The 20,431-nt window shown below is 48.1% G+C and carries 23 protein-coding genes and 1 riboswitch; of the genes, 19 read left to right on the forward strand and 4 right to left on the reverse strand.

Annotated elements, in window-relative coordinates; genetic code table 11:
• The first annotated feature begins 7 nt into the window (after positions 1-7).
• The 16 genes from RCH83_RS06065 to RCH83_RS06140 all read left to right on the forward strand — a co-directional run bounded on the left by RCH83_RS06065 (position 8) and on the right by RCH83_RS06140 (position 14,910).
• Positions 8-424: a PilZ domain-containing protein gene (locus tag RCH83_RS06065; RefSeq protein ID WP_306520062.1), complete on the forward strand. Its 417-nt coding sequence runs from the start codon at positions 8-10 to the stop codon at positions 422-424.
• A 31-nt stretch (positions 425-455) separates the two neighbouring features.
• Positions 456-1,346, forward strand: a complete 891-nt coding sequence (locus tag RCH83_RS06070) for a FliM/FliN family flagellar motor switch protein (RefSeq protein WP_306520064.1) — start codon at positions 456-458, stop codon at positions 1,344-1,346.
• Positions 1,346-1,702: a FliM/FliN family flagellar motor switch protein gene (locus tag RCH83_RS06075; protein ID WP_306520066.1), complete on the forward strand. Its 357-nt coding sequence runs from the start codon at positions 1,346-1,348 to the stop codon at positions 1,700-1,702. Before RCH83_RS06070 ends, RCH83_RS06075 begins: the two co-directional genes overlap by 1 nt.
• The gene (gene fliP / locus RCH83_RS06080) at positions 1,695-2,441 is read left to right on the forward strand and encodes a flagellar type III secretion system pore protein FliP (RefSeq protein ID WP_306520068.1); all 747 of its coding nucleotides are present in this window, start codon (positions 1,695-1,697) and stop codon (positions 2,439-2,441) included. The genes RCH83_RS06075 and fliP overlap by 8 nt, the downstream gene beginning before the upstream one ends.
• Positions 2,438-2,707, forward strand: a complete 270-nt coding sequence (locus RCH83_RS06085; protein WP_306520070.1) for a flagellar biosynthetic protein FliQ — start codon at positions 2,438-2,440, stop codon at positions 2,705-2,707. Before fliP ends, RCH83_RS06085 begins: the two co-directional genes overlap by 4 nt.
• The gene (gene fliR, locus RCH83_RS06090; protein ID WP_306520072.1) at positions 2,704-3,480 is read left to right on the forward strand and encodes a flagellar biosynthetic protein FliR; all 777 of its coding nucleotides are present in this window, start codon (positions 2,704-2,706) and stop codon (positions 3,478-3,480) included. The genes RCH83_RS06085 and fliR overlap by 4 nt, the downstream gene beginning before the upstream one ends.
• A gap of 2 nt (positions 3,481-3,482) precedes the next feature.
• A complete protein-coding gene (flhB, locus tag RCH83_RS06095) occupies positions 3,483-4,637 on the forward strand; it encodes a flagellar biosynthesis protein FlhB (RefSeq protein ID WP_306520074.1) in 1,155 nt (384 codons plus the stop codon).
• Positions 4,634-6,706: a flagellar biosynthesis protein FlhA gene (gene flhA / locus RCH83_RS06100; protein ID WP_306520076.1), complete on the forward strand. Its 2,073-nt coding sequence runs from the start codon at positions 4,634-4,636 to the stop codon at positions 6,704-6,706. The genes flhB and flhA overlap by 4 nt, the downstream gene beginning before the upstream one ends.
• A 335-nt stretch (positions 6,707-7,041) precedes the next feature.
• Positions 7,042-7,134: riboswitch (cyclic di-GMP riboswitch) on the forward strand.
• 196 nt (positions 7,135-7,330) lie between these two features.
• A complete protein-coding gene (locus tag RCH83_RS06105; RefSeq protein ID WP_306520078.1) occupies positions 7,331-8,170 on the forward strand; it encodes an OmpA family protein in 840 nt (279 codons plus the stop codon).
• 13 nt (positions 8,171-8,183) lie between these two features.
• Positions 8,184-9,494: a sigma-54 dependent transcriptional regulator gene (locus RCH83_RS06110; protein ID WP_306520080.1), complete on the forward strand. Its 1,311-nt coding sequence runs from the start codon at positions 8,184-8,186 to the stop codon at positions 9,492-9,494.
• An 18-nt stretch (positions 9,495-9,512) separates the two neighbouring features.
• Positions 9,513-9,833 (forward strand): flagellar hook-basal body complex protein FliE, encoded by a 321-nt coding sequence (locus RCH83_RS06115; RefSeq protein ID WP_306520082.1) that lies wholly within the window; start codon positions 9,513-9,515, stop codon positions 9,831-9,833.
• A gap of 11 nt (positions 9,834-9,844) precedes the next feature.
• The gene (gene fliF, locus RCH83_RS06120) at positions 9,845-11,596 is read left to right on the forward strand and encodes a flagellar basal-body MS-ring/collar protein FliF (RefSeq protein ID WP_306520084.1); all 1,752 of its coding nucleotides are present in this window, start codon (positions 9,845-9,847) and stop codon (positions 11,594-11,596) included.
• Positions 11,577-12,596: a FliG C-terminal domain-containing protein gene (locus tag RCH83_RS06125; RefSeq protein ID WP_306520086.1), complete on the forward strand. Its 1,020-nt coding sequence runs from the start codon at positions 11,577-11,579 to the stop codon at positions 12,594-12,596. Before fliF ends, RCH83_RS06125 begins: the two co-directional genes overlap by 20 nt.
• Before the next feature lie 2 nt (positions 12,597-12,598).
• Positions 12,599-13,237: a FliH/SctL family protein gene (locus RCH83_RS06130; RefSeq protein ID WP_306520088.1), complete on the forward strand. Its 639-nt coding sequence runs from the start codon at positions 12,599-12,601 to the stop codon at positions 13,235-13,237.
• The gene (locus tag RCH83_RS06135) at positions 13,224-14,567 is read left to right on the forward strand and encodes a FliI/YscN family ATPase (RefSeq protein ID WP_306520089.1); all 1,344 of its coding nucleotides are present in this window, start codon (positions 13,224-13,226) and stop codon (positions 14,565-14,567) included. Before RCH83_RS06130 ends, RCH83_RS06135 begins: the two co-directional genes overlap by 14 nt.
• Positions 14,560-14,910, forward strand: a complete 351-nt coding sequence (locus RCH83_RS06140; RefSeq protein WP_306520091.1) for a hypothetical protein — start codon at positions 14,560-14,562, stop codon at positions 14,908-14,910. Before RCH83_RS06135 ends, RCH83_RS06140 begins: the two co-directional genes overlap by 8 nt.
• 119 nt (positions 14,911-15,029) lie before the next feature.
• On the opposite strand, the gene RCH83_RS06145 is transcribed toward RCH83_RS06140, so the two are convergent.
• From RCH83_RS06145 to flgA, 4 genes are all read right to left on the reverse strand, one after another.
• The gene (locus tag RCH83_RS06145) at positions 15,030-17,054 is read right to left on the reverse strand and encodes a diguanylate cyclase (RefSeq protein ID WP_306520093.1); all 2,025 of its coding nucleotides are present in this window, start codon (positions 17,052-17,054) and stop codon (positions 15,030-15,032) included.
• Between the two features lie 265 nt (positions 17,055-17,319).
• A complete protein-coding gene (gene flgN, locus RCH83_RS06150) occupies positions 17,320-17,760 on the reverse strand; it encodes a flagellar export chaperone FlgN (protein WP_306520095.1) in 441 nt (146 codons plus the stop codon).
• Positions 17,757-18,038 carry a flagellar biosynthesis anti-sigma factor FlgM gene (flgM, locus tag RCH83_RS06155; protein ID WP_306520097.1) on the reverse strand — a complete coding sequence of 94 codons (282 nt, stop codon included), beginning with the start codon at positions 18,036-18,038 and terminating at the stop codon, positions 17,757-17,759. The genes flgN and flgM overlap by 4 nt, the downstream gene beginning before the upstream one ends.
• A gap of 69 nt (positions 18,039-18,107) precedes the next feature.
• Positions 18,108-18,866, reverse strand: a complete 759-nt coding sequence (flgA, locus tag RCH83_RS06160; protein ID WP_306520099.1) for a flagellar basal body P-ring formation chaperone FlgA — start codon at positions 18,864-18,866, stop codon at positions 18,108-18,110.
• A gap of 78 nt (positions 18,867-18,944) precedes the next feature.
• Here flgA and flgB point away from each other — a divergent pair, with 78 nt between their 5' ends.
• Genes flgB through RCH83_RS06175 form a run of 3 tightly spaced genes read left to right on the forward strand, consistent with a single transcriptional unit; the run spans position 18,945 to position 20,420 of the window.
• Entirely contained in the window at positions 18,945-19,319 is a 375-nt protein-coding gene (gene flgB, locus RCH83_RS06165) for a flagellar basal body rod protein FlgB (RefSeq protein ID WP_306520101.1), read from the forward strand.
• 2 nt (positions 19,320-19,321) lie between these two features.
• Positions 19,322-19,738 (forward strand): flagellar basal body rod protein FlgC, encoded by a 417-nt coding sequence (gene flgC, locus RCH83_RS06170; protein ID WP_306520103.1) that lies wholly within the window; start codon positions 19,322-19,324, stop codon positions 19,736-19,738.
• Positions 19,739-19,748: 10 nt separating this feature from the next.
• Positions 19,749-20,420: a flagellar hook assembly protein FlgD gene (locus RCH83_RS06175; protein WP_306520105.1), complete on the forward strand. Its 672-nt coding sequence runs from the start codon at positions 19,749-19,751 to the stop codon at positions 20,418-20,420.
• Positions 20,421-20,431 lie beyond the last annotated feature (11 nt).

Below are 20,431 nucleotides of genomic sequence, written 5' to 3' on the forward strand. Positions count from 1 at the left end.
GAATTTTATGCCGTATTTACGCCAGCAGGGTGGTCGTCAGTTTTATCGTTGGTATTTTTACGATCCGGCGCAGTCGCTGGAGCGCCAGACAAAAGGCATTTCGGTGCGTTTATTACGTGATTCTTTGTTTGGCGGCGAGATAGGTTTTGCCGTGGTCAAAGATATGAGTATTGGTGGTTGTGGTTTGTTGGTGCCGACTCTTGATAAGGTGCCAGATAAGTTTTGGGTGATGTATGACAATGATATTAAAGTAAAAGCTATGGTGAGATATCGCAAAAAGGTCAATGACAAGCTAGAGTTTCTTGGATTGCAATGGCTTGGCAAGGATTACGCCGTCAGGCTGCGATTATTGCGAAAATTACGTCGTATGGCTTTTATGCAGAAACATGATCATTTCCGTTTGGTGGCCAGTGCTTCCCAATAGCCTTGATACGCATACAGGTATGTAGAATCTGATGAGTAGTAACAAACCACAAGTTAATAAACTGCTGAAAGGTGAACAGGCGGCAGTGTTACAGCCTTATGCACTGACAGCACAACAACGGCATTTTGAAATGGCCAGTCAGGTTGCCCGCAGCAAACTGACCGATTATGGCAATGCGCTGCAGGTTGAACTGGGTCGGATGCTCAGAGACGTTGAGTTCAGTCTGGACGTGAATTTATGCAGCAGTGTTGGTCTGGAGCAGTGGCTGGCCGAACCCGGCGTGCTGCTGCTCGATTCAACCTTACCGCTGGAAAAAGATTTGGTCTGTTATATGTCGATCGATTTTCAGGCGGTACACAATATGGCCGACCTGTGCTTAGGCGGTCAGCTCGGTGAAGCACAATCTTTGATAGAAAAAGTTGAACTCAGCAGTTCCGAACTGCGCATCAGTTGCCGGTTGTTACAAAAGCAAACACAGGTGCTGATGCAATCTTTATTTAATCAACATCTGCCGATTTCAGCTTACGTCTATAAACAACAATTGCAGTTTGAGCCTTATGCGTACATGCCGTTTAAAGTACGTTTTATCCTCGACAATACAGTCGTCAGTTGGTTTATCTGGCTGCCTGTGGAGTTGTTTCTGGCCGACAGCGCCGGAGTCCCTCAATACGAACCACCATTACCACAAGGATCGTTGTTAACAGATTGGGAACGGGTGCCGGTGCAAGCTCATATTGAAATGGCACGTAAACAAGTCACTGTGCAGCAGCTGGAAGGATGGCTACAGGGCGCTGTGTTGCCACTGGAATTGTTTAGCGACATGCCGTTCAGGCTTGGCAAACAAACTTTGTTTTATGGTGTTGTCGCCGAAGAAGGCAACCAATTAATGTTCCAAATCAGCACTATTGCAGAGAGTAAATAATGAGCGAAACGCAAAACAACAACGCTAATCCGCTGGCCGATCTGGACATGCTGGAAATGGATGATCTGTTTGGAGAAAGCAAAGCGGCCAAATCTGTGTCTGGCGGCAATGGCATGTCCCGTTTTATGGATGTGCCGCTGACCGTCACATTGGAAGTGTCCAGTGCCGAGGTAACACTGGGAGAATTGTCCAAAGCCCAGGCCGGTGACGTACTGGCGCTGGAAAAAACCGTGGGTGAACCACTGGATGTAAAAGTAAACGGGGTGTTGTTTGCCAAAGCCGAAGTGGTGATGGTAAATGGCAAATATGGTCTGAAGTTTGTCAGCAGCAATAAAGAGCCCGTCGATAATGGCTAAAACAGTGGTTGCCGTTTTTACACTGCTACTGTTGTTGTTGCCTTTTGGTCTTTCTGCCGAAGATTTGACCTTGTTGTCGGTGAAAGACAGCGAAACCGGGCAAGATTACAGCGTGAAGCTGCAAATTGTATTGCTGATGACGGTGCTGAGCCTGTTGCCCGGTATTGTGCTGATGATGACCTCATTTACCCGCATTATTATTGTGCTTGCTATTTTGCGTCAGGCTCTTGGACTGGCACAAAGCCCGCCAAACCGTATTCTGATTAGCATAGCGCTGATGTTGAGTTTATTAATTATGCGTCCGGTTTGGCAGGATGTGTACCAGAATGCGGTCAAACCTTATCAGGCTGACGCCATGACGCTGGAACAGGCCATTGCCAGAGCAGAAATTCCGGTGCGGCAGTTTATGTTGGCTCAGGTACGGGAAAATGAACTGCATCAGGTGCTGAAAATTGCCAAAGAGCCAACCACCATGGCGGCAGCAGATGTGCCTTTTGATGTGTTGTTACCTGCTTTTGTGCTCAGTGAACTTACCACTGCCTTTCAGATTGGGTTTATGTTGTTTATCCCTTTTTTAATCATCGATCTGGTGGTTGCCAGCGTGCTGATGTCGATGGGGATGATGATGTTGTCGCCATTAATTATCAGCTTGCCGTTTAAGTTGATGATTTTTGTGTTGGCGGATGGCTGGTCTATGGTGGCAGGGACCTTGTCGGCCACTTTTGGGGCCGCACCATGAATACCGGGATGGCCATAGAGCTGGTGAGTAACGCCATTTTTATGATCATTGAAATATTGCTGGTGTTGATAGTGCCGGGTTTGTTGTTGGGTATAGTGGTCGCTATTTTTCAGGCGGCAACGTCGATTCAGGAACAAACTTTGACCTTCTTGCCGCGCATGTTGCTGACATTGCTGATGGTGGTTTTTGCCGGCCATTGGATGATTCAAAAGTTGCTGGATTATTTTGCCGCGCTTAGCCTGATGATCCCGGGAGCCATTGGGTGAATGCACTACTGAATCTGACCAGCGATCAGCTGATGGTCTGGTTTGGTACTGTCTGGTGGCCTTTTATCCGGCTGGCTGCTTTTTTCTGGGCGTTGCCTGTCTATGACAATCCGGCAGTTGCCCCCAGAGCCAGAGTGATTACGGCGCTGTTTCTGAGTTTTTTATTGTCGTCTTATGTTGAGGTGATACCGGTTGACCCTTTTTCGGTTGAAGGCGCTATTGTCACAGGCGAACAAATTATTTTTGCGCTGGTGATGGCTGCGGCAGTGCGGATGTTGTTTGATGTGTTGGCACTGGTTGGGCTGACTATTTCGATGCAAATGGGGTTATCTATGGCCATGATGATGGATCCCGGCAGTGGTGATCAGGTGTCAGTACTCAGCCAGCTGTTCTGGGTGATGACAGTGTTGTTGTTTTTTGCCTTTGACGGCCATTTAATTTCGTTGCAGCTGATGGTAGACAGTTTTAGTTTGTGGCCTGTGGGCAGCAGTTTGTACCAGGTTGATTTGGCGGCGCTTATTGCGCTGTTTGGCTGGATGCTTGGGGCGACATTAACTGTGGCTCTGCCTGCCATTATTGCCATGTTACTGGTGAATTTAACCTTTGGTGTTGCCAGTCGTTCTGCTCCCAGCATGAACCTGTTTTCGCTTGGTTTTCCGATGGCGCTGTTACTTGGTTTTGTCTGTGTTTATCTGACTTTGTATCAGATGGGAAGCCACTTCTTCAGCCTGGCTGAATATGTATTTATGCTGATGCGTCAGGCGATGGGTTAAGCATGTCAGAAAACACCGGTCAGACCAAATCGGAACAACCCACCGAACAACGGAAACGAAAATCCAGAAGGGAAGGCCAGGTTGCCCGCTCGAAAGAGCTTAATACAGCCCTGGTGATCCTGATGGGTAGTTCAGCCATGTTGTGGTTTGCCGATATGTTTATGGACTTATTCCTGCGTTTGGTAGAAAGCAGCTGGCAGCTGAATAAAGATTCGTTAAAACAGGATGATTTGATGACCGGTGCTTTAGCCAATGCAATATTGCAGATGCTGGCGGCCGGTTTACCATTTTTCTTTACCCTTTTTGTTGCCAGCTGGATAGGCGGCATTTTTCCGGGGGGCATGAATTTCTCCAGAAAATTATTGGGTCCAAAGTTCAGCAATATGAACCCCATTGCTGGTTTAGGCAGGATGTTTGGGTCTGAAAGTCTGGTTGAACTGGCCAAGTCGATAGTCAAAGTGCTGTTATTGGGTGGTTGTTTATGGGGTCTGATGAGCCATCTGGCGCAAAGGCTGATGTTTTTGCAACGGATGGACTTAACCATAGCAGCCAGAGAAGGGCTGGAGTTGGTGTCTTTCAGCCTGATGGTGATGGCAGTAGTGTTAATTCTGGTGGCTGTGATTGACGTTCCTTATCAGCAACATAAAGTCAGCAGCAAACTGAAAATGACCAAACAGGAAGTGAAAGACGAAAGAAAATCCACTGAAGGTAATCCGGAAATTAAAGGCCGGATCCGACAAATCCAATATCAGATAGCCAGCCGTCGGATTGATGACAAGGTGCCAACTGCAGATGTGATTATCACCAACCCTACTCATTATGCGGTGGCATTAAAATATTCAGAAAAAAAAGCCAAGGCACCTTATGTGGTCGCTAAAGGTGTTGATCAGATAGCCCTTCGGATCCGCGACGTTGCCAAGCAACATCAGCTGGAAATTCTCGAACTGCCGCCGCTGGCCAGAGCCATTTATTTTTCAACCAAAGTGGATCAGGAAGTGCCGCGTGGGTTGTATACCGCTGTTGCTTATGTGCTGACTTATGTGATGCAGCTTAAAGCGTATAAACAAGGCCGTGGCTACAAGCCGGCACCACTGCCTGAAATAACTATACCGGCCAGCCTGCTGAAGCAGGCCAATGAACGAGGAAATGCATTGTGAACTGGCGTACTTTGTCCCAACCTTATACCGCTATCCCTGTGTTGTTGCTGGCTGTGCTGGCCATGGTGGTATTGCCGTTACCAGGCTGGTTACTGGACATTCTGTTTACCTTTAACATTGTGTTATCCATCATTGTCTTGCTGGTGGCCGTCTCGGCGAAAAAACCTTTGGATTTTTCCGTATTTCCAACAGTGTTGCTGGTTGCAACCCTGATGCGGCTGACATTAAACGTAGCTTCCACCCGGGTGGTATTACTCAACGGCCATGAAGGCACTGATGTGGCGGGTCGGGTGATCCAGGCTTTTGGTGAAGTGGTGATAGGCGGCAACTATGTGGTGGGTATTGTCGTGTTTGTCATTCTGATGGTGGTGAATTTTGTTGTTATTACCAAAGGTGGCGAACGTATTTCCGAGGTATCTGCCCGTTTTACACTGGATGCGATGCCAGGTAAACAAATGGCGATTGACGCCGATCTGAACTCAGGACTGATTGGGCCTGAACAGGCGAAAGAGCGCAGGGAAGTGATTGCAAAAGAAGCGGACTTTTATGGTTCGATGGACGGTGCTTCCAAATTTGTTCGTGGTGATGCCATCGCCGGTCTGGTTATCCTGATTATCAACCTGTTGGGTGGTGTGGCTATAGGTGTGTTTATGCACAGCTTAAGCCTGAGTGAAGCCTTCCAGCTGTACGCGTTGCTGACGATAGGTGATGGTTTGGTTGCCCAGATCCCATCACTGCTGATGTCGGTTGCTGCTGCCATTATCGTCACAAGGATGAATGACGAAGGCGAAATGTCGGACGAAGTGGGCCGGCAGTTACTGGCTGCGCCTAGAGTGCTGCTAACCGCTGGTGCTGTGATGACGGTGTTGGGCCTGGTTCCCGGTATGCCTACGGCCGCATTTTTGAGTTTTGCTGCACCCTTGGTTTTTGCGGCCTGGCGCATGCAACAAAAAGTTGACCGCGCAAGTTATACAGAAGTTGAGGCCCTGACAGAAAAAATCAGCCAGGCGCCGGTACCGCTTGGTTGGGATGATATCCCTTATACTGACAGGCTATCGGTCGAACTTGGCTTCAGGCTGGTGTATCTGGCTGACAAAAACCAGGGAGAAACGCTGTTACAAACATTACGCGGGGTACGTAAAACCTTGTCGGAAGGGGCTGGTTTTCTGTTGCCTGAAGTCAGAGTGCGTGACAGCCTGAAACTGAATCCACAGGAATATCAGATTAAACTTGCTGGCATAGCTATTGGTGGCGGCCGGTTAAAACCGCAAAAACTACTGGCGCTGAACACTGGTGAAACTTACGGTCAGATGGACGGAGAAGTAGCGCGGGACCCAGCTTACGGCCTGGATGCGGTTTGGATAGAACCTGAAGAAAAAGCCAAGGCACTTAATCTGGGTTATTCGGTGGTTGATACTGCAACAGTCATCGCCACCCATGTTGGCAAAGTGGTGAAAGAAAATCTGTCCGAGTTATTTATGTTTGAAGATATCAAACAACTGAATAAAAGGCTGGCACAGGTGGCGCCAACACTGGCCGAAAATCTGGATAAAGTGCTCAGCGCCAATCTGCAGTTAAAAGTGTTCAGATTGTTGCTCAAAGAGCAGGTGACGCTCGCAGATGTGGTGACTATCGCCACTGCATTGGTGGACAGTGCCGAAATGACCAAAGATCCTATTTTGTTGGTGTCAGACGTACGTTGTGCTCTGCAAAGGGCGTTAGTACAACAAGTGTTGGGTGAACATGAAGAGCTGGCCGCTTTTAGTCTGGATGAAAAACTCGAACAAACCTTACAAAGTGCACTGAATCAGGCCATGCAGTCAGGTAAAGTTGCACTGGATAGTTTTCCGGTGGCACCTAACCTGCTCAGCCAGTTTCAACAGGCAATGCCTCAGGTGAAAGACAAGATGCAAAGGCTGGGTTATCAGCCTGTTCTGGTGGTGTTACCCCAGCTTCGGCCATTATTGGCCAGATACGCCAGAACTTTTACTCAGGGCACATTGGTGGTGTTATCTTATAATGAAATCCCGGAGACAGTACGGGTGAATATATTAGGGACTTTGGGCTGATGCGACCAAAATCAGGAAAACTTTAATTATTTACCTGTCATTTGTCGCTAAAAGTTGTAGATTCGACGCATTATTTAAAATAAATCCCTAGAGCATTACAAAAGGATCGTGTTATATTGCCAGCGTACTTCATCTAATTCTAATGATAAAAAGTTATTGAATTAGGGACAAATAAGTGCAAAATCTGGTGGCTTTAACCTCAATTGGTGACAAACAATAAGTTTTAACTAATTGAAATTTATGGTTAAAGAACAACCAGATTTTTTTAGCGATAATTTTTGCGGTTAAGCGCAGATTCAGATTCTACTGAATTTCAGGCGTTTTAATCAGGCTTAAAAATTAAAAGGCAAACTGTGCCGAAAGGTCAGGACGCAAAGCCACCGGTCTAAGGGATCTGCTAGGATCCTATCGATAGCGGGGTTGCATTAGTAAGCAGCATCTTTGAGGTTAACTGTCGGTTTTGTTATAAACCTGCTGTTGTACCTATCAAAGTGAGTTTGGTATCCATGATGTATGTTCTGGTACCGCTACTTGCTCCTGCGCGTTGCTTTTAATTTGTTATTGGTTTGTGTCCGGCATTCATTGCCCGTTGCAAGTGATAGTAATTTAAAGGACGGCAATATTGTGATTGAACTTCTGATGAGCCTTTGGCTCACGCCAGCCTTATCAAATGCTGACCAGCAGTATGTGCCTGCCGTGGACCAATCTCATTGGCAAATCAGTGGCGATCAGTTTTTATGCCGCATGTCACAACCACTCGGCTTGATGGCGACTTTGGCTTTTGCCAAAGAACCAGGCCGTCATATTGAAATGCAGCTGCAGCTCGACGCCACTCATCTGGAGTTGCAGGATGTACAGGGACAAGTGGTGACTGCAGGTTGGCAACCGGAACAACTTGCGCCTGCGGTGCGGTTTTCTCCCTCTTTCACGTCCACCAAACTCGCCCGTTTTACTGAACAAATTCCACTTATTATGCAACAGTTGCAACAGGGCTACTGGCTGAAACTGAGTCTCGATCTGCCGGATCAGGTGATTGATCTGACAGTGCCAAATCTGAAGTTTGAGCAGGCTTTGCAACAATTTCAGACTTGCATCGCCGGTTTATTGCCATTGCGCTGGGAACAGGCGCGGGAATATCAGCTGATTTATCCAAAAGGCGAAAGACTGGCTGATGCCGACAATATTGCTCACCTCCGTGTATTAGCCAGCTATATCCAACAAGACAAAAAAGTTCGGAAAGTTCTGATTGATGGTCACAGTGACGACGCAGCGACCAGTCTTGCCAACAGAGTTTTGTCTGAAGAACGAGCCGACGAAGTCGCGTCCCGCCTGATTGAATTTGGTGTGAATAAACAAAAAATAGAAATTCGTGCGCACGGTAACAGATATCCCCAGGCCGTTGGCTATGGTGGGCCTAAACACAACAGACGGGTGATGATCCGCCTGATCCGTACTCCAGCTTAAGGACAGACAGCACATGAACATGAAACAGTTATTGTGGATTGAACAATGCAAGCCGGTCGCGGAAGTGCAGCAATGTATCAAGACTGAAGGTTACCTGCTGCAATACGCTGCAGATTTAACCGGCTTGCTGAACTGCTGCAGCCATCAGCAGCCCGATATAGTGGCTCTGGCGACTGAACTGTCTGAAATTAGTATGCCGGATTTAGTGTTGTTACTGAAAAAGCGTTACCCGTCCTGTCAGATCATTGTGCTGGTGGATAAAACCCAGCATCAGTTGGCAGCACAAAGTCTGAATAACGGCGCCATAGATTATCTGTTAAAGCCTTTTAATACCAAACAGTTACAGAATATTTTACGCAATGTGGCTTCAATGAGTCTGGGTTTAAAAGAGCTGGTTGCTGTTTCTGCAGGTAGTCGTCAGGTGCTGCAGCTGGCTAATCGTGCCGCACAAACTGACGCAACAGTACTGCTGCACGGTGAGTCCGGCACCGGCAAAGAACGGCTGGCACGTTATATCCACAATGTATCACCGCGTCGTGACAAACCTTATGTAGCCGTCAACTGTGCCGCCATCCCTGAGCATATGCTCGAAGCCATGTTGTTCGGTTATAACAAAGGCGCTTTTACCGGTGCAGTCAGTCAGCAGATTGGTAAATTTGAAAGTGCCAATGGCGGCACTCTGGTGCTGGATGAAATTTCTGAGTTGCCGTTAGCACTGCAAGCCAAATTGCTGCGGGTGTTGCAGGAGCGGGAGCTGGAAAGGCTTGGCAGCAATCAGAAGATTAAGCTGGATCTTCGTATTATTACTGCCAGCAACAAAGACTTACGTTTATTGGTCGAACAAGGTTTATTCCGCCAGGACTTGTTTTACCGTCTCGATGTTCTGCCCCTCAGCTGGCCGGCTTTACGTGAACGTAGAGACGATATTATTCCGCTGGCTGAGTTTTTTATTCAAAAGTATGCCGATGGGAAATACCTGCTGAGCAAAGAAGCCAGACAGTTGCTGCTGCAATACAACTGGCCCGGCAATGTGCGTGAACTGGAAAATGTGGTGCAACGAGCCCTGGTGATGGCCCGTGGTATCGAAGTTCAGGCCATGGATCTGAATTTACCGGTGCAGTCAAAAGTGGCTGAGGTTGCGCCTTGCAATAATTTAAAACGCAGTAAAAAGAATGCCGAATTTGATTACATTCTTGGTGTACTGACCCAATGCAAAGGACATCGCGCCAAGGCAGCACAGGCGCTTGGTGTCAGCACCAGAGCCTTAAGATATAAGTTGGCTGCTATGCGTGAGCATGGTGTTGATATTGATGCAGTGGCCTGAGACTGAAAAGGACATCCTATGATTACTCCAATTGATACCCAACAGAGTTTACTCACTCAGTTTGCCGATCTGAAACAGATCGCCAGCAATGAAGTGATGGCACCGACAGCCGTCAATGACAGTGGTTTTGCCAGCGATTTTACCCAGGTGATCCGCGGCATTAATGCCGAACAAAATGCAGCTTCTGAGTTGATGGCGGCAGTGGATGCCGGTCGCAGCGATGATTTGGTCGGAGCTATGGTTGCCAGTCAGAAAGCTTCACTCAGTTTTGAGATGTTGTTGCAGATGCGCAACAAAGTGATGAACGGTGTTGATGACATTATGCGTATGTCGTTATAAGGCAGTAAACGATGAAAACTGAACTTGCAAAAGCACCTCCGGCAGCGACCGATAGCAGGATCCGCGAGCGTGTAATTAATATGTCTAATAAGATCAATTGGTTGCCTCAAGGTGATAAAAGCCTTGCTTCCATTGCATTATTGGCGACTCTGGTGGCAGCCACCATAGTGGTCATTCTCTGGACTTCTGCAAAAAACTATGTGCCTTTGTACGGCAGTCAGGAGCATTACGACAAAGCAGGTATCGTTGAAATCCTTGATAAAGAACAGTTTCCGTTTCGTATTGATACCGACAGCGGCAATATTATGGTGCCTCAGGACAGACTGGCCGACGCTCGTATCACTTTAGCGGCCCGTGGCATCAAAGCCGCTTTGCCGGAAGGCTTGTCGGCAATGAACGGCAAAGTGACAATGGGCACCAGCCAGTTTATGGAGTCGATGCAATATCAGCACGCTTTAGAAGGTGAGCTGGCCAGAACCATTATCACCATGGACGGCGTCCGTAATGCAAGGGTGCATCTGGCTATTCCAAAACGCAATTTGTTTGTTGGCCGGCAGGAAGAGAAATCCGCTGCTTCTGTGATGGTTGATCTGGCACCTGGCTATAACCTGAAACCTGAACAGGTGGAAGCTATTGTCAGTCTGGTTGCAGGCAGTATTCCGGGTCTGGACAGTCGTCAGGTGTCGGTGGTTGATCAACGCGGCAAGTTGGTTAGCGGTGACCTATTTGACAGCACCCCTGTTGGCAAAGAAACCGATAAAAAACTCGCTTTTATTGAAAAAGTGGAACGCAATATTGAAGAAAGAGCGTCCATTATGCTGCTGCCTATTGTCGGTGAAGGCAACTACCGTATTCAGGTATCGGCAGACGTGGATTTTAACGTGGTGGAAGAAACCCGCGAATCTCTGGACAAAGACACTGTATTGACGTCCGAAATGCAAAAAACTGACTCTATGCAGGATCAGCTCGCCATGGGTATTCCCGGTTCTCTGGCAAATCAGCCGCCGGTGCCCAATCCACAAGACCCAAATGCACAACCTGCCGACCCCAATGAGCGCACTTCACAACGTAATGAACTGAACAAAAAATATGACACTGGCAAAGCTGTGACTCACACCCGTTATGAGATTGGCCGTATTCGTAGTCAGAGTGTGTCTGTACTGGTGAATGATACGGCAGTAGCAGGTGCAGAAGCAAAAAGCTGGACACCGGAACAATTGGCGCAACTGGGCGAAATGGTCAAAACAGCCACTGGTTTTAATGCACAGCGGGGTGACCAGTTCCATATCAGCAGTTTCGGTTTTGTGAAATACGATCCTGCCGCTGAACTTGAAGCTATGGCCTGGTGGCAACTTCCTGAAGTCAAAGAGTATTCCCGTTATGTCGTCGGTGCGTTACTGGGACTGGCGCTGATTGTTTTTGGTGTACGTCCTTTGGTCAATCATTTGGTTAGCCGTAAAAACCGCGAGTTGACTCCGGCAAATGCTTATGGACCTGCACTGGCCGGTGCAGCAATGAGCGGTGCGCAAGCTGGTGCCACTGAACCTGCAGTGCTGGAAAACCCTGTTGCTGCGACAGGCCATGCCAGTTCTCATACTGCGCCAGGGCATGCACACCCAATTGATTTACCTCAGGTAGGTTCCGAATTTGCTGAACAAATCAGTCATTTACACTTGCTTGCCAACCGGGAATCAGATCGGGTTACGGCTGTTATTAAGTATTGGATAGAACGAGGAGTGGCCATTGAATCCGTCAAGAGCTGAACCAGCCAAGCAGATTTCTGACTTAGACAGGGCCGCCATTTTACTGCTGAGCATGGGCGAAGAAAACGCGGCCGGTATTATTAAAAAACTCAGTCGTAATGAAGTGCGGGCTTTGTCAGAACGTATGGCAAAAATTTCAAATTTCACTCAGGACCATGTCGCCCAGATCCTGATTGATTTTTTTGATTGTTACCGCAATGAAAGTGGTGTCAGCGGAGCCTCCAGAGTGTATCTGGAACGGGCTTTGGACAAAGCCGTTGGCCGCAAGCTGGCGCGTGGCATGCTGGACGATATATACGGTGGTGCTCTGGCGGACGATATCCGCAGGCTCGAGTGGGTGCCCGCTGATCTGCTTGTTCGTTTTATGGAGCAGGAACATATTCAGATGCAGGCGCTGATCCTGGCCTTTTTACCGGCAGAGCAGGCCAGTGCGGTGTTAAGTTTGTACCCATCACAAAAGCACGACGATATTTTGTACCGTATTGCCAATATGCGGGAAGTCAGCGAACACGTGATTGAAGACTTACGTTATACGCTGGAGCGTTGTATTGAATATGTGGGCGAACAAGTAGGCGCCAGAGTTAATGGTGTACAAAAAGTGGCGGATATTATGAACCGCTACAGCGGCAACAAAACCGAAGTGATGGCATTGCTGAAACAACATGACACCGCGATGGCTGAAGCTATTGAAGATAAAATGTACGATTTCTTCAGCTTAAGCCGCCAGACCGAAGATGTGATCAGCACCTTGTTAACCGATATTCCGGACGAATTGTGGGTCACTGCACTTAAAGGTGCAGATCAAGCGTTAACCGACAGTATTTTGTCAGTGTTGCCAAAACGACTGGCGGCAGTGTACCGGCAACAGATTGAAACGATGAAACCGCAACCGCTGCGTAAAGTGGAAGCTGCCCGGGCAGAAATTATGGCCATAGTAAAACAACGTATTGCTGCTGGCTGGACCGAATACAGGTTGTACCCTGAAGAAACGGTGGGTTAATTATGCAAAGCACGGCACAGGATCTTGAATTTCGTTTTCCGTCGTTGCAACGCCATGACGGTATTGTCGAATTTAAACACCCCAATGAACATTATTATCAACAGGGTTATGTGGCAGGTATTGCCGCCGCACAACAGCAAGCTTATGAAAGGGGTTTGTTGCAGGGGCAGCAAAATGCCACTGCCGCGCTGGATGCTGAACTAAAAGCCGTCCGGACTGACGCGGCAAAAGCACAACAAGCTGCTCTGGATCTGTTAAGCCAGCAGTTTCAGCAACAACTACGGCTAAACGACGCGCAACTGGCGCAGGAAATTCTGTTGTTAGTGCAAAGCCTGGCGTCGCTGGTGATTGAGGCAGAACTCAAATTGCAACCCGCTTTATTACATCAGGCGATAGACAGCTTGCTGCCTGAATTAGGCAAAACGGATGTGATTGATTCAATTCAGATTTCTCCACAGGATGCCGCATTATTTGACGGTATCAATCAAATTCAGGATATCCCGTTACAACAAGAACCGCAGCTGGGCGCCGGCGAAGTGTTTTTTAATGGCCGCTCGCAGCTACATCAGCTTGATTACCAGCACAGGTTACAGCAGGCGCTGCAACCGGTGCGGGACAGTCTGATACATGAAGCAGGCTAATCACTACAGCCAGTGTTTGGCCAAGGCCAGAACACAACTGACACCACCCGAAGCGGTGCAGAGTTTTGGTCGTTTGCTCAGACTAAATGGCATGATGCTGAGTGCATCAGGTGGTGATTTTGCTATGGGACAACGTTATCAGGTTGAAAGTCAGAATGGCTGCTGGTACGACGTTGAGGTGGTAGGTTTTGAACCTGATCATGCGTTTTTGATGCCGCTGAGCACCATTGAAGGGCTGCAGGCTGGTGCCAGAGTGCGGGCTGCCCCCAAAGCCAATCAATTATTGGTATCGACTGCTTTATTGGGCCGGGTGGTTGACGGCTTGATGCAGCCGCTGGATGGTCAGGCTCCACTGCGCCAGGGGGATACCATCAGCGCCAGTCTGGCGGCAGTGAATCCATTGCAGAAAAAAGGCGTGGTGCAGCCACTGGATGTGGGCATTCGCGCTATTAATGCGTTATTTACCGTAGGACAAGGGCAGCGGCTTGGTCTTTTTGCCGGCTCAGGGGTGGGTAAAAGTAAGCTGCTTGGCATGATGACGCGTTACACCCAGGCCGATATTGTGATTGTCGGTTTGATTGGTGAACGTGGTTGGGAAGTGAAAGATTTCATTGAACATAGTCTGGGCCCTGAAGGCTTAAAAAAAGCCATAGTGGTGGCAGCACCTGCTGATCAATCGCCGTTATTGCGCTTGCGTGCTGCTGAACTCAGTCACCGGCTGGCAGCCTATTTCCGGGATCTGGGTTTTCATGTGTTGCTGCTGGTTGATTCGTTAACCCGTTATGCTCAGGCGCAACGAGAAATTGGTTTATCTGTTGGTGAGCCGCCCGCCACTAAAGGTTATCCACCTTCTGTCTTTAGCAAACTGACACAACTTGTTGAAAAAGCAGGAAACAGTGCAGACAGTGGTGGCACTATGACCGCGATTTATACTGTGCTGGCCGAAGGTGATGATCAACAGGACCCGATAGCAGATGCCTGCCGTGCCATTCTGGATGGTCATATAGTGTTAACCCGCGAGCTGGCCGAGCAGGGCCATTATCCGGCTATCGATATTGGCGCTTCTATCAGCAGAGTGATGCCACAAATAGTGCCGGAAACCCAGCTGAAAAATGCTTATCTGCTCAAACGCCTGTACGCCCGTTATCAGCAGGTGCGGGAGCTGATTCCGCTCGGAGCCTATCAAAGGGGTAAAGATCCGGAGCTGGATGTGGCAGTAGATATGTATCCGGCAATGGAGAAATTTTTATGTCAGGGTTTGGCTGATGCCCATGGTTTTTTGCAATCCCAAACTGAGCTGGCTCAACTGTTGAGGCCAAAACATGCTTAAAAAATATGCGGAAATGCAACGTGATAAATTAAGAGCCATGAATGAAAGGGTGCGCGATTTATCGCGGTTGCAGCAGCAGGAACTGCAACGGTTAGCACAACTGGAACAACACAGTGCCTTGATCCATACCCCACAAAGTGTCAGCTCAGTGTTGTTTTATCAAAACGCTGTTGCGATGAAAGCTTCAGTTGAACAAGTAAAAGAAGTGCAACAACAAAGGGTGATAAATACCAGCAACGATTTACATCTGCAGCAGGATGCTGCATGTAAACAACGGGCTTATTATCTGGCACTGCTCACCCTGGTGGAAAAACGCAAACCGGCAAAATATCAGGAAGAATAAATCTATCCCTGACACTGCTCACAACGTTGTCCGTTCAGACAGCGTCAGCGCACTCAGCTATAAGCCTTGCGCCCTGGAGCAGCATCTCTGCACTCTTGTCTGTCATGCCAAAAGTCATTTTATGATGTTGTCGTGGTGGTCGCGTCAAACTTACTGCTCAGGACTATTTGTTGTTGTTGTGCTGATTGTTCCAGATCCTGCTGCAGAATGTCATCCAGAGCGGCAAGGTCCACTATATTGTCTACACAGACCCAACAGTTGCGTTGTTTTTTCTTGCCAAGGTACAAAGCTGCATCTGCCAGTTGTACCAAATGGTGCCAGTCCAGCTGTACCACGTCATGCCCTGCCTCCGGATAAACCACAGCGCCTATGGTGCATGAAACCGGAATTGTATTTTGGTTTGCAATATCAAAGGGTTGCTGGTTAACAACACGACGGATACGCTCGGCAATATGATGATGATCGGTTTTTTGTTCCAATCGCGCCACTAACAAAAATTCTTCACCGCCCCAGCGGATCAGCATATCGGTTTCCCTTATTGCCAGTTTGATACGCCTGGCAAATTCAACCAGCACCTCGTCACCGGCATCATGACCATAAGAGTCATTGATTTTTTTAAAAAAATCGATATCAAGCAAATAAAACGCAATAGTGTGGCCAGTGCCGTCTTGTTGTGAACGTCTGACAAAATTCAGTTCTCTCTGAATATTTTGTTCAAAAAAACGCCTGTTATGCAAGCCAGTCAGGCCATCCAGCACACTCAGTGATTCAAACTGTTTTGCCAGTTTGCGGTTTTGTCTGAGCTGTATAGTGATCACCAACAGCACCAGCAGTAAGATGGCAAGCACGGCGGCAGTCAGCATCATTTGGCTCTGATGTTGTTCCTGTTCGGCTTTTTTTAATGATTGTTCTTTTTCCAACAGTTGTGTTTTAAGCTCAGACTCCAGCTGCAACCTGCTTAGTTCGGCGTGCGAGGCGGATTGGGTTGCACTTTGTTTTAGCTGGGGCTCAAGTTTGACGATAAATAACTGATGGAGTTTTTCCAGACCGTGAAGGCGCCACTCTGCTGTTTCCAGCAAAGCCATACGCTTGTACAGATCCAGACTGACTTCCAGTGGTGTTTGTGTGTTCAGCAGCTGACAGGGCTGAAGCTCGGCTACACCCTGCAGTTTCAGCTGCACTAACTGTTGATAACAATCCAGGTAATCTGTGTTGACTTCGGTACTTTTGGGCGCTTGCAGGGAAGCCGTCAGCAAGTTGTTTGCCTGCTCCTTTTGTTGTAATTCTGCCGCAGATAAAGCGGAAAAAACCAAAGAAGAGCGTCGTAGTTCTTTATTGTTTGGTGTAATCAGCCCAAACCAATGCAGCGCTTGCTGATAGTCGTGCAGATGCAGTGCATAAGCCACCCCAATGTTGTGGTAGGTTAACGCAAGAATTTCGTTGGCGTAATCTGCAGATTCAGGTGTGTCCCGTTTTAACGCTTCCAGACGGCTGATGGTTGCCTGTTGTAATTGCACGCCTTTTTGCACATAGGCTTTATCACCATGCATCACATAAAGCGCTGCTGTATTTAACATCACATCATTCAGCGCTTCAGGACTGGCTTGTTTTGCCAGTGACATTGCCAACTCGTAACTGCGAAAAGCGCTGGCGATATCGCCGTTACTGGATTGTTTCCAGGCAACACCGGATAAAATTTGTGTTGCTAAATCGATGTTTTTTGCATTAATCGCATCATCGTACAGTTGCATAAGCTGGCGAATACTGTCGTCGTAGCTGTTGTTGTCACTGACGGCACAGATATAACGGTACTGCAGGTCGAATTTTTCGGGTTTTGTTTGTTGGCATACCAGCTGCAATTTGTCATTGGCGTAATTGGCAAAATGCTCAAAGCCCATTTCGCTGCTTAGTTGGTAAATGCGGGCGGCGGAATCTGCAGTTTTCAGCTGTTGCTTCAGCCAGTCCAGCCGTTGTGGGTATGACAGCTTTTGATATTCAGCCGGAAAGGCCGGCTGTTGTTTTAGCTCGTCCGCACTGACGGTCGTTTCGGAGGCGGCAGTAGCAGGCTGTATCAGCAGGTTGAACAGGGCTGAAACCACACTCAGCAATACAGTTATCTTTCGCAGATTTTTTATAATCAACATCTGGCCTTTTTGTGTCAAAAGTTTCAGAAATTGTGGCAAAACCAATGCCAGTTGTGCCGGCATCACATGAATTTACCAACGGTTTTGCCAGAGTAGCGGCTACTGTGAAAGCCTGTTATTTTTTGCCTGCACTGAGCACGGTTTTACTGCTGATCCTGCCGGACGGGACAATAATCATGTTGTAACACAATCAGTTATAGCTGCTTATCAGAGCGGGAGCCAGTGTTTTTGAAGAGGATACAGGGACAAAATCAAACTAAAGTGGTTAACGCTGATTCATCTGCAGCTGTGGGTACTGAGTTTTATCATCCAGGCCCAGCAGTTTTTGCATCAGGCCGCGCTGATAGGCCAGCAATTCACCATTTTTCTGATTCAGCTGCTGGCAAATTTGGGTGTGTTGCTGAACTTTATCAAAGAGTTGCTGACTGGCGTCCCGTATTTTTTCCGGCAACATGGCCAATAATGTCTGGATCCCTTGTTCAGACAATGGCAACTGTAACTGCAGCATCGCTTCCTGCCGCTCTGCTGCATTCTGTTGCAACTGTGCCAGCAATTGATGTGCCTGTTGATTAAGCTGCTGCAGTTGTTCGCTCTGGCGCAGACTCATCAGAATATACTGTTGTTGTAATACTGTACCCAGTTGTGCCAGCAATTCAGTATCCTGCTGCAAACCGGCGATGACAATTTTCAGCGCTTGTTGGTTCATTTCCTGTGAAAATCCAAAATAGCTTGTGCCAGGTTGTCTTCATCAAGTGACAACTGACCGTTGGCCAATGCTACTTTAACCTGGGCTACTTTATCGAAGTCAATTTCGCCATGCTGTGCCAGCGTATTAAAAGCCTGCTGCACTGCCTGCGTTGTGCTGCTGATTTCGCTTTGCTGCACATAAGCTGTGGGCTGTGACGTTTTTTGCGCCACTTGTTGAATTTGCTGCTCGGTTTTCTGAACCGGCTGAATATGCTTGGATTGGTCTATCTTTATCATCGTTTGTACCCGGCGGTAAAAGCTAAAATTGCTGCTAACAGTAAACAGCGACCAACAGTCGCTGAAACTTTAATTTGATTTAAAAATAGTTTGTACCCTGGCTTCTGCCACTACTTCCGCTTCCACTATCACCCCGGACGAGATGTTTTGCACTTTAATCCGCTGTCCGAGCTGACCGTCTTCCATTGCTATACCTTTGGTGCTGGCAGCAAAACCACCACTTTGCACCGTGATCAGCACATGACTGCCTTTTTCCACCAGCAACTGCGCTGTTAAATGTTGCCGGCTAAGCACTTGTCCTGCCGGAATTCGGCGTTTGGCCTGCAAACCAAGCAGGGCAGCGGGGTTGAGTTCAACGCCCAGTTTACTTTGCTCCAGTTCAGTCAGTCTGGTGCTCAGCATGTCAGCACTCAGCACTTCGTCCCGCTGGATTTGGCGACTGGCGACCACTACGGGCAACCAGACCCGCACTCTGGCGGTGGCGCGGCTTTGCCAGCTTTTTTTGTCCCGACACTCCAGACTATAGCTGGTTCGGCCCCACGGCGCCTGCTGCGGATTGCTGCGGCTGATGACGAGTTGGTTGCAGGCCGGTTTTTTCTGCAGTGCCGCAGGTAAGGATAATTCGATCTGCTGTTTCACCGGCGTTTTGGCACCAAGCTGTAAGGCAAAACGTTGCACTTCTGTGCTGATGTGATTTTTGATGTGTTGTTCTGTACTGGCAGCTGCATAGGGCGGCACCGTCAGCAGGAGGAAAAATAACCACTTCCATGGCGGAAGCAATACTTCCGTTCTGCTGATTTGCTTTGCGAACTCATTAAGGTAACTCATTCAATCATAGGGCCTTTTGATAATGGCACAAAGCTTGTAATTCAGCCTTAGCTGCTGCGTTTTTTACAAGGTACAAAGATGGACATTTTTCACAAAGCTTTGGGCGTACATCCATTTTCGCTGCAATTACGTCTGGATAGAGCAGAGATTATCTCAGGCAATCTGGCTAATGTCGACACACCTGGTTTTATGGCCCGCGATCTCGATTACAGCAGCATTTTGCAGCAGGTTGAAAGCAATCTGAAGTTTGGTGAAGGTCCGGTGCTGACAGGTGCCGATGTGCGTGCTGAACAAAAATACCGTATTCCATTTCAGCCTTCTGCTGATGGCAATACCTCAGAGTTGAGTGTTGAGCAGGCTAATTTTGCCGCCAACACTATGGATTTCCAGACCAGTCTGACCTTTCTGAATATGAAAATCAGCGGCTTGCATAAAGCGATTAAAGGAGAATAACGATGTCGTTCAGCACTATTTATGACATTGGTGGCAGTGCAATGCGGGCGCAGGTGATGCGTTTGGACACTGTGGCGTCAAATCTGGCTAATGCTGATACCGCAGCTTCCAGTGCAGCGGAAGCTTACAAAGCGATTAAGCCGGTTTTTTCCGCTTTATACAGCCAGGACTTTGATAACCGCAGCATGTCCGCTCAGGTGCAAACTTTGGGTGTTGTGCAGTCTGACCGCACTGTTGAGAGCCGTTACGAACCTAACAGCCCTTTGGCCGACGCCGAAGGTTATGTGTTTTATTCCAATGTAAATCCGGTGGCAGAGATGGCAGACATGATGTCAGCGTCCCGTGCTTTTCAAACTTCAGTAGAAGTGATGGGGCGCGTCTCCAGCATGCAACAAAGCTTGCTGAAACTGGGCCAATAAGGAGTTTGTGATGTCTGCAATTGACAATAATTTTTCCGCCGGGGCTGTTAATACAACCAATACCATTGCCAGCAATGGCAAGCCCGATGCAGCGGCGTTATCCAGCATGTTTCTGGAGTTGCTGGTGGCGCAAATCAGCCATCAGAACCCATTGAACCCAATGGATGGTACTCAGTATGTCAGCCAGTTGGCCGAATTTAGCAGTGTGGAAAGTCTGGAAAAACTGAATCTGCAGTCCCAGCAGCAGGTTGGTTATATGAAAAGTCTGCAGGCGCTGGAAGCAACGGCTTTGGTGGGGCAAAAAGTGGATGTTAAAGCCGACACTGTTTCATTAGAACAAGCCGACAACATTGCCGGTGCCATCAATCTGGGCGCCAGAGTTGACAGTGTCACTGTGCGACTGTACGACGCCGGGGGCAAGCTGGTTGATGAAATTAAACTGCAGAACCCAACGATAGGAACCTTGCGTTTTGAGTTCCCGGAGCAGGCCGCCGGTGCTTATCAGGTGCAGGCCGAAGTTGCAGTAAACAACAGTAAACAGCAAGTCCCCACTTATCTGACTAATGAAGTAGAGCGGGTGTCGGTTGGGGCAGGCCCTGACGACATTATTCTGCAGGTGAATGGTTTAGGTAATCATTACCTCTTTGATATCAATCAGTTGTCGAAGGCAACAAAAAGTTAAAAGGATCAATT

The sequence above is a fragment of the Rheinheimera sp. genome, from assembly GCF_030824435.1.
Classification (GTDB): Bacteria; Pseudomonadota; Gammaproteobacteria; order Enterobacterales; family Alteromonadaceae; genus Pararheinheimera.

What these genes read in the sequence shown, in the direction of transcription:
- RCH83_RS06065 (WP_306520062.1), top strand. Translation starts at nt 8, where the DNA reads ATGCCGTATTTACGCCAGCAGGGTGGTCGTCAGTTTTATCGTTGGTAT.
- RCH83_RS06070 (WP_306520064.1), top strand. Translation starts at nt 456, where the DNA reads ATGAGTAGTAACAAACCACAAGTTAATAAACTGCTGAAAGGTGAACAG.
- RCH83_RS06075 (WP_306520066.1), top strand. Translation starts at nt 1,346, where the DNA reads ATGAGCGAAACGCAAAACAACAACGCTAATCCGCTGGCCGATCTGGAC.
- fliP (WP_306520068.1), top strand. Translation starts at nt 1,695, where the DNA reads ATGGCTAAAACAGTGGTTGCCGTTTTTACACTGCTACTGTTGTTGTTG.
- RCH83_RS06085 (WP_306520070.1), top strand. Translation starts at nt 2,438, where the DNA reads ATGAATACCGGGATGGCCATAGAGCTGGTGAGTAACGCCATTTTTATG.
- flhB (WP_306520074.1), top strand. Translation starts at nt 3,483, where the DNA reads ATGTCAGAAAACACCGGTCAGACCAAATCGGAACAACCCACCGAACAA.
- RCH83_RS06110 (WP_306520080.1), top strand. Translation starts at nt 8,184, where the DNA reads ATGAACATGAAACAGTTATTGTGGATTGAACAATGCAAGCCGGTCGCG.
- RCH83_RS06115 (WP_306520082.1), top strand. Translation starts at nt 9,513, where the DNA reads ATGATTACTCCAATTGATACCCAACAGAGTTTACTCACTCAGTTTGCC.
- fliF (WP_306520084.1), top strand. Translation starts at nt 9,845, where the DNA reads ATGAAAACTGAACTTGCAAAAGCACCTCCGGCAGCGACCGATAGCAGG.
- RCH83_RS06130 (WP_306520088.1), top strand. Translation starts at nt 12,599, where the DNA reads ATGCAAAGCACGGCACAGGATCTTGAATTTCGTTTTCCGTCGTTGCAA.
- RCH83_RS06135 (WP_306520089.1), top strand. Translation starts at nt 13,224, where the DNA reads ATGAAGCAGGCTAATCACTACAGCCAGTGTTTGGCCAAGGCCAGAACA.
- RCH83_RS06140 (WP_306520091.1), top strand. Translation starts at nt 14,560, where the DNA reads ATGCTTAAAAAATATGCGGAAATGCAACGTGATAAATTAAGAGCCATG.
- RCH83_RS06145 (WP_306520093.1), bottom strand. Translation starts at nt 17,054, where the DNA reads ATGTTGATTATAAAAAATCTGCGAAAGATAACTGTATTGCTGAGTGTG.
- flgN (WP_306520095.1), bottom strand. Translation starts at nt 17,760, where the DNA reads ATGAACCAACAAGCGCTGAAAATTGTCATCGCCGGTTTGCAGCAGGAT.
- flgM (WP_306520097.1), bottom strand. Translation starts at nt 18,038, where the DNA reads ATGATAAAGATAGACCAATCCAAGCATATTCAGCCGGTTCAGAAAACC.
- flgA (WP_306520099.1), bottom strand. Translation starts at nt 18,866, where the DNA reads ATGAGTTACCTTAATGAGTTCGCAAAGCAAATCAGCAGAACGGAAGTA.
- flgB (WP_306520101.1), top strand. Translation starts at nt 18,945, where the DNA reads ATGGACATTTTTCACAAAGCTTTGGGCGTACATCCATTTTCGCTGCAA.
- flgC (WP_306520103.1), top strand. Translation starts at nt 19,322, where the DNA reads ATGTCGTTCAGCACTATTTATGACATTGGTGGCAGTGCAATGCGGGCG.
- RCH83_RS06175 (WP_306520105.1), top strand. Translation starts at nt 19,749, where the DNA reads ATGTCTGCAATTGACAATAATTTTTCCGCCGGGGCTGTTAATACAACC.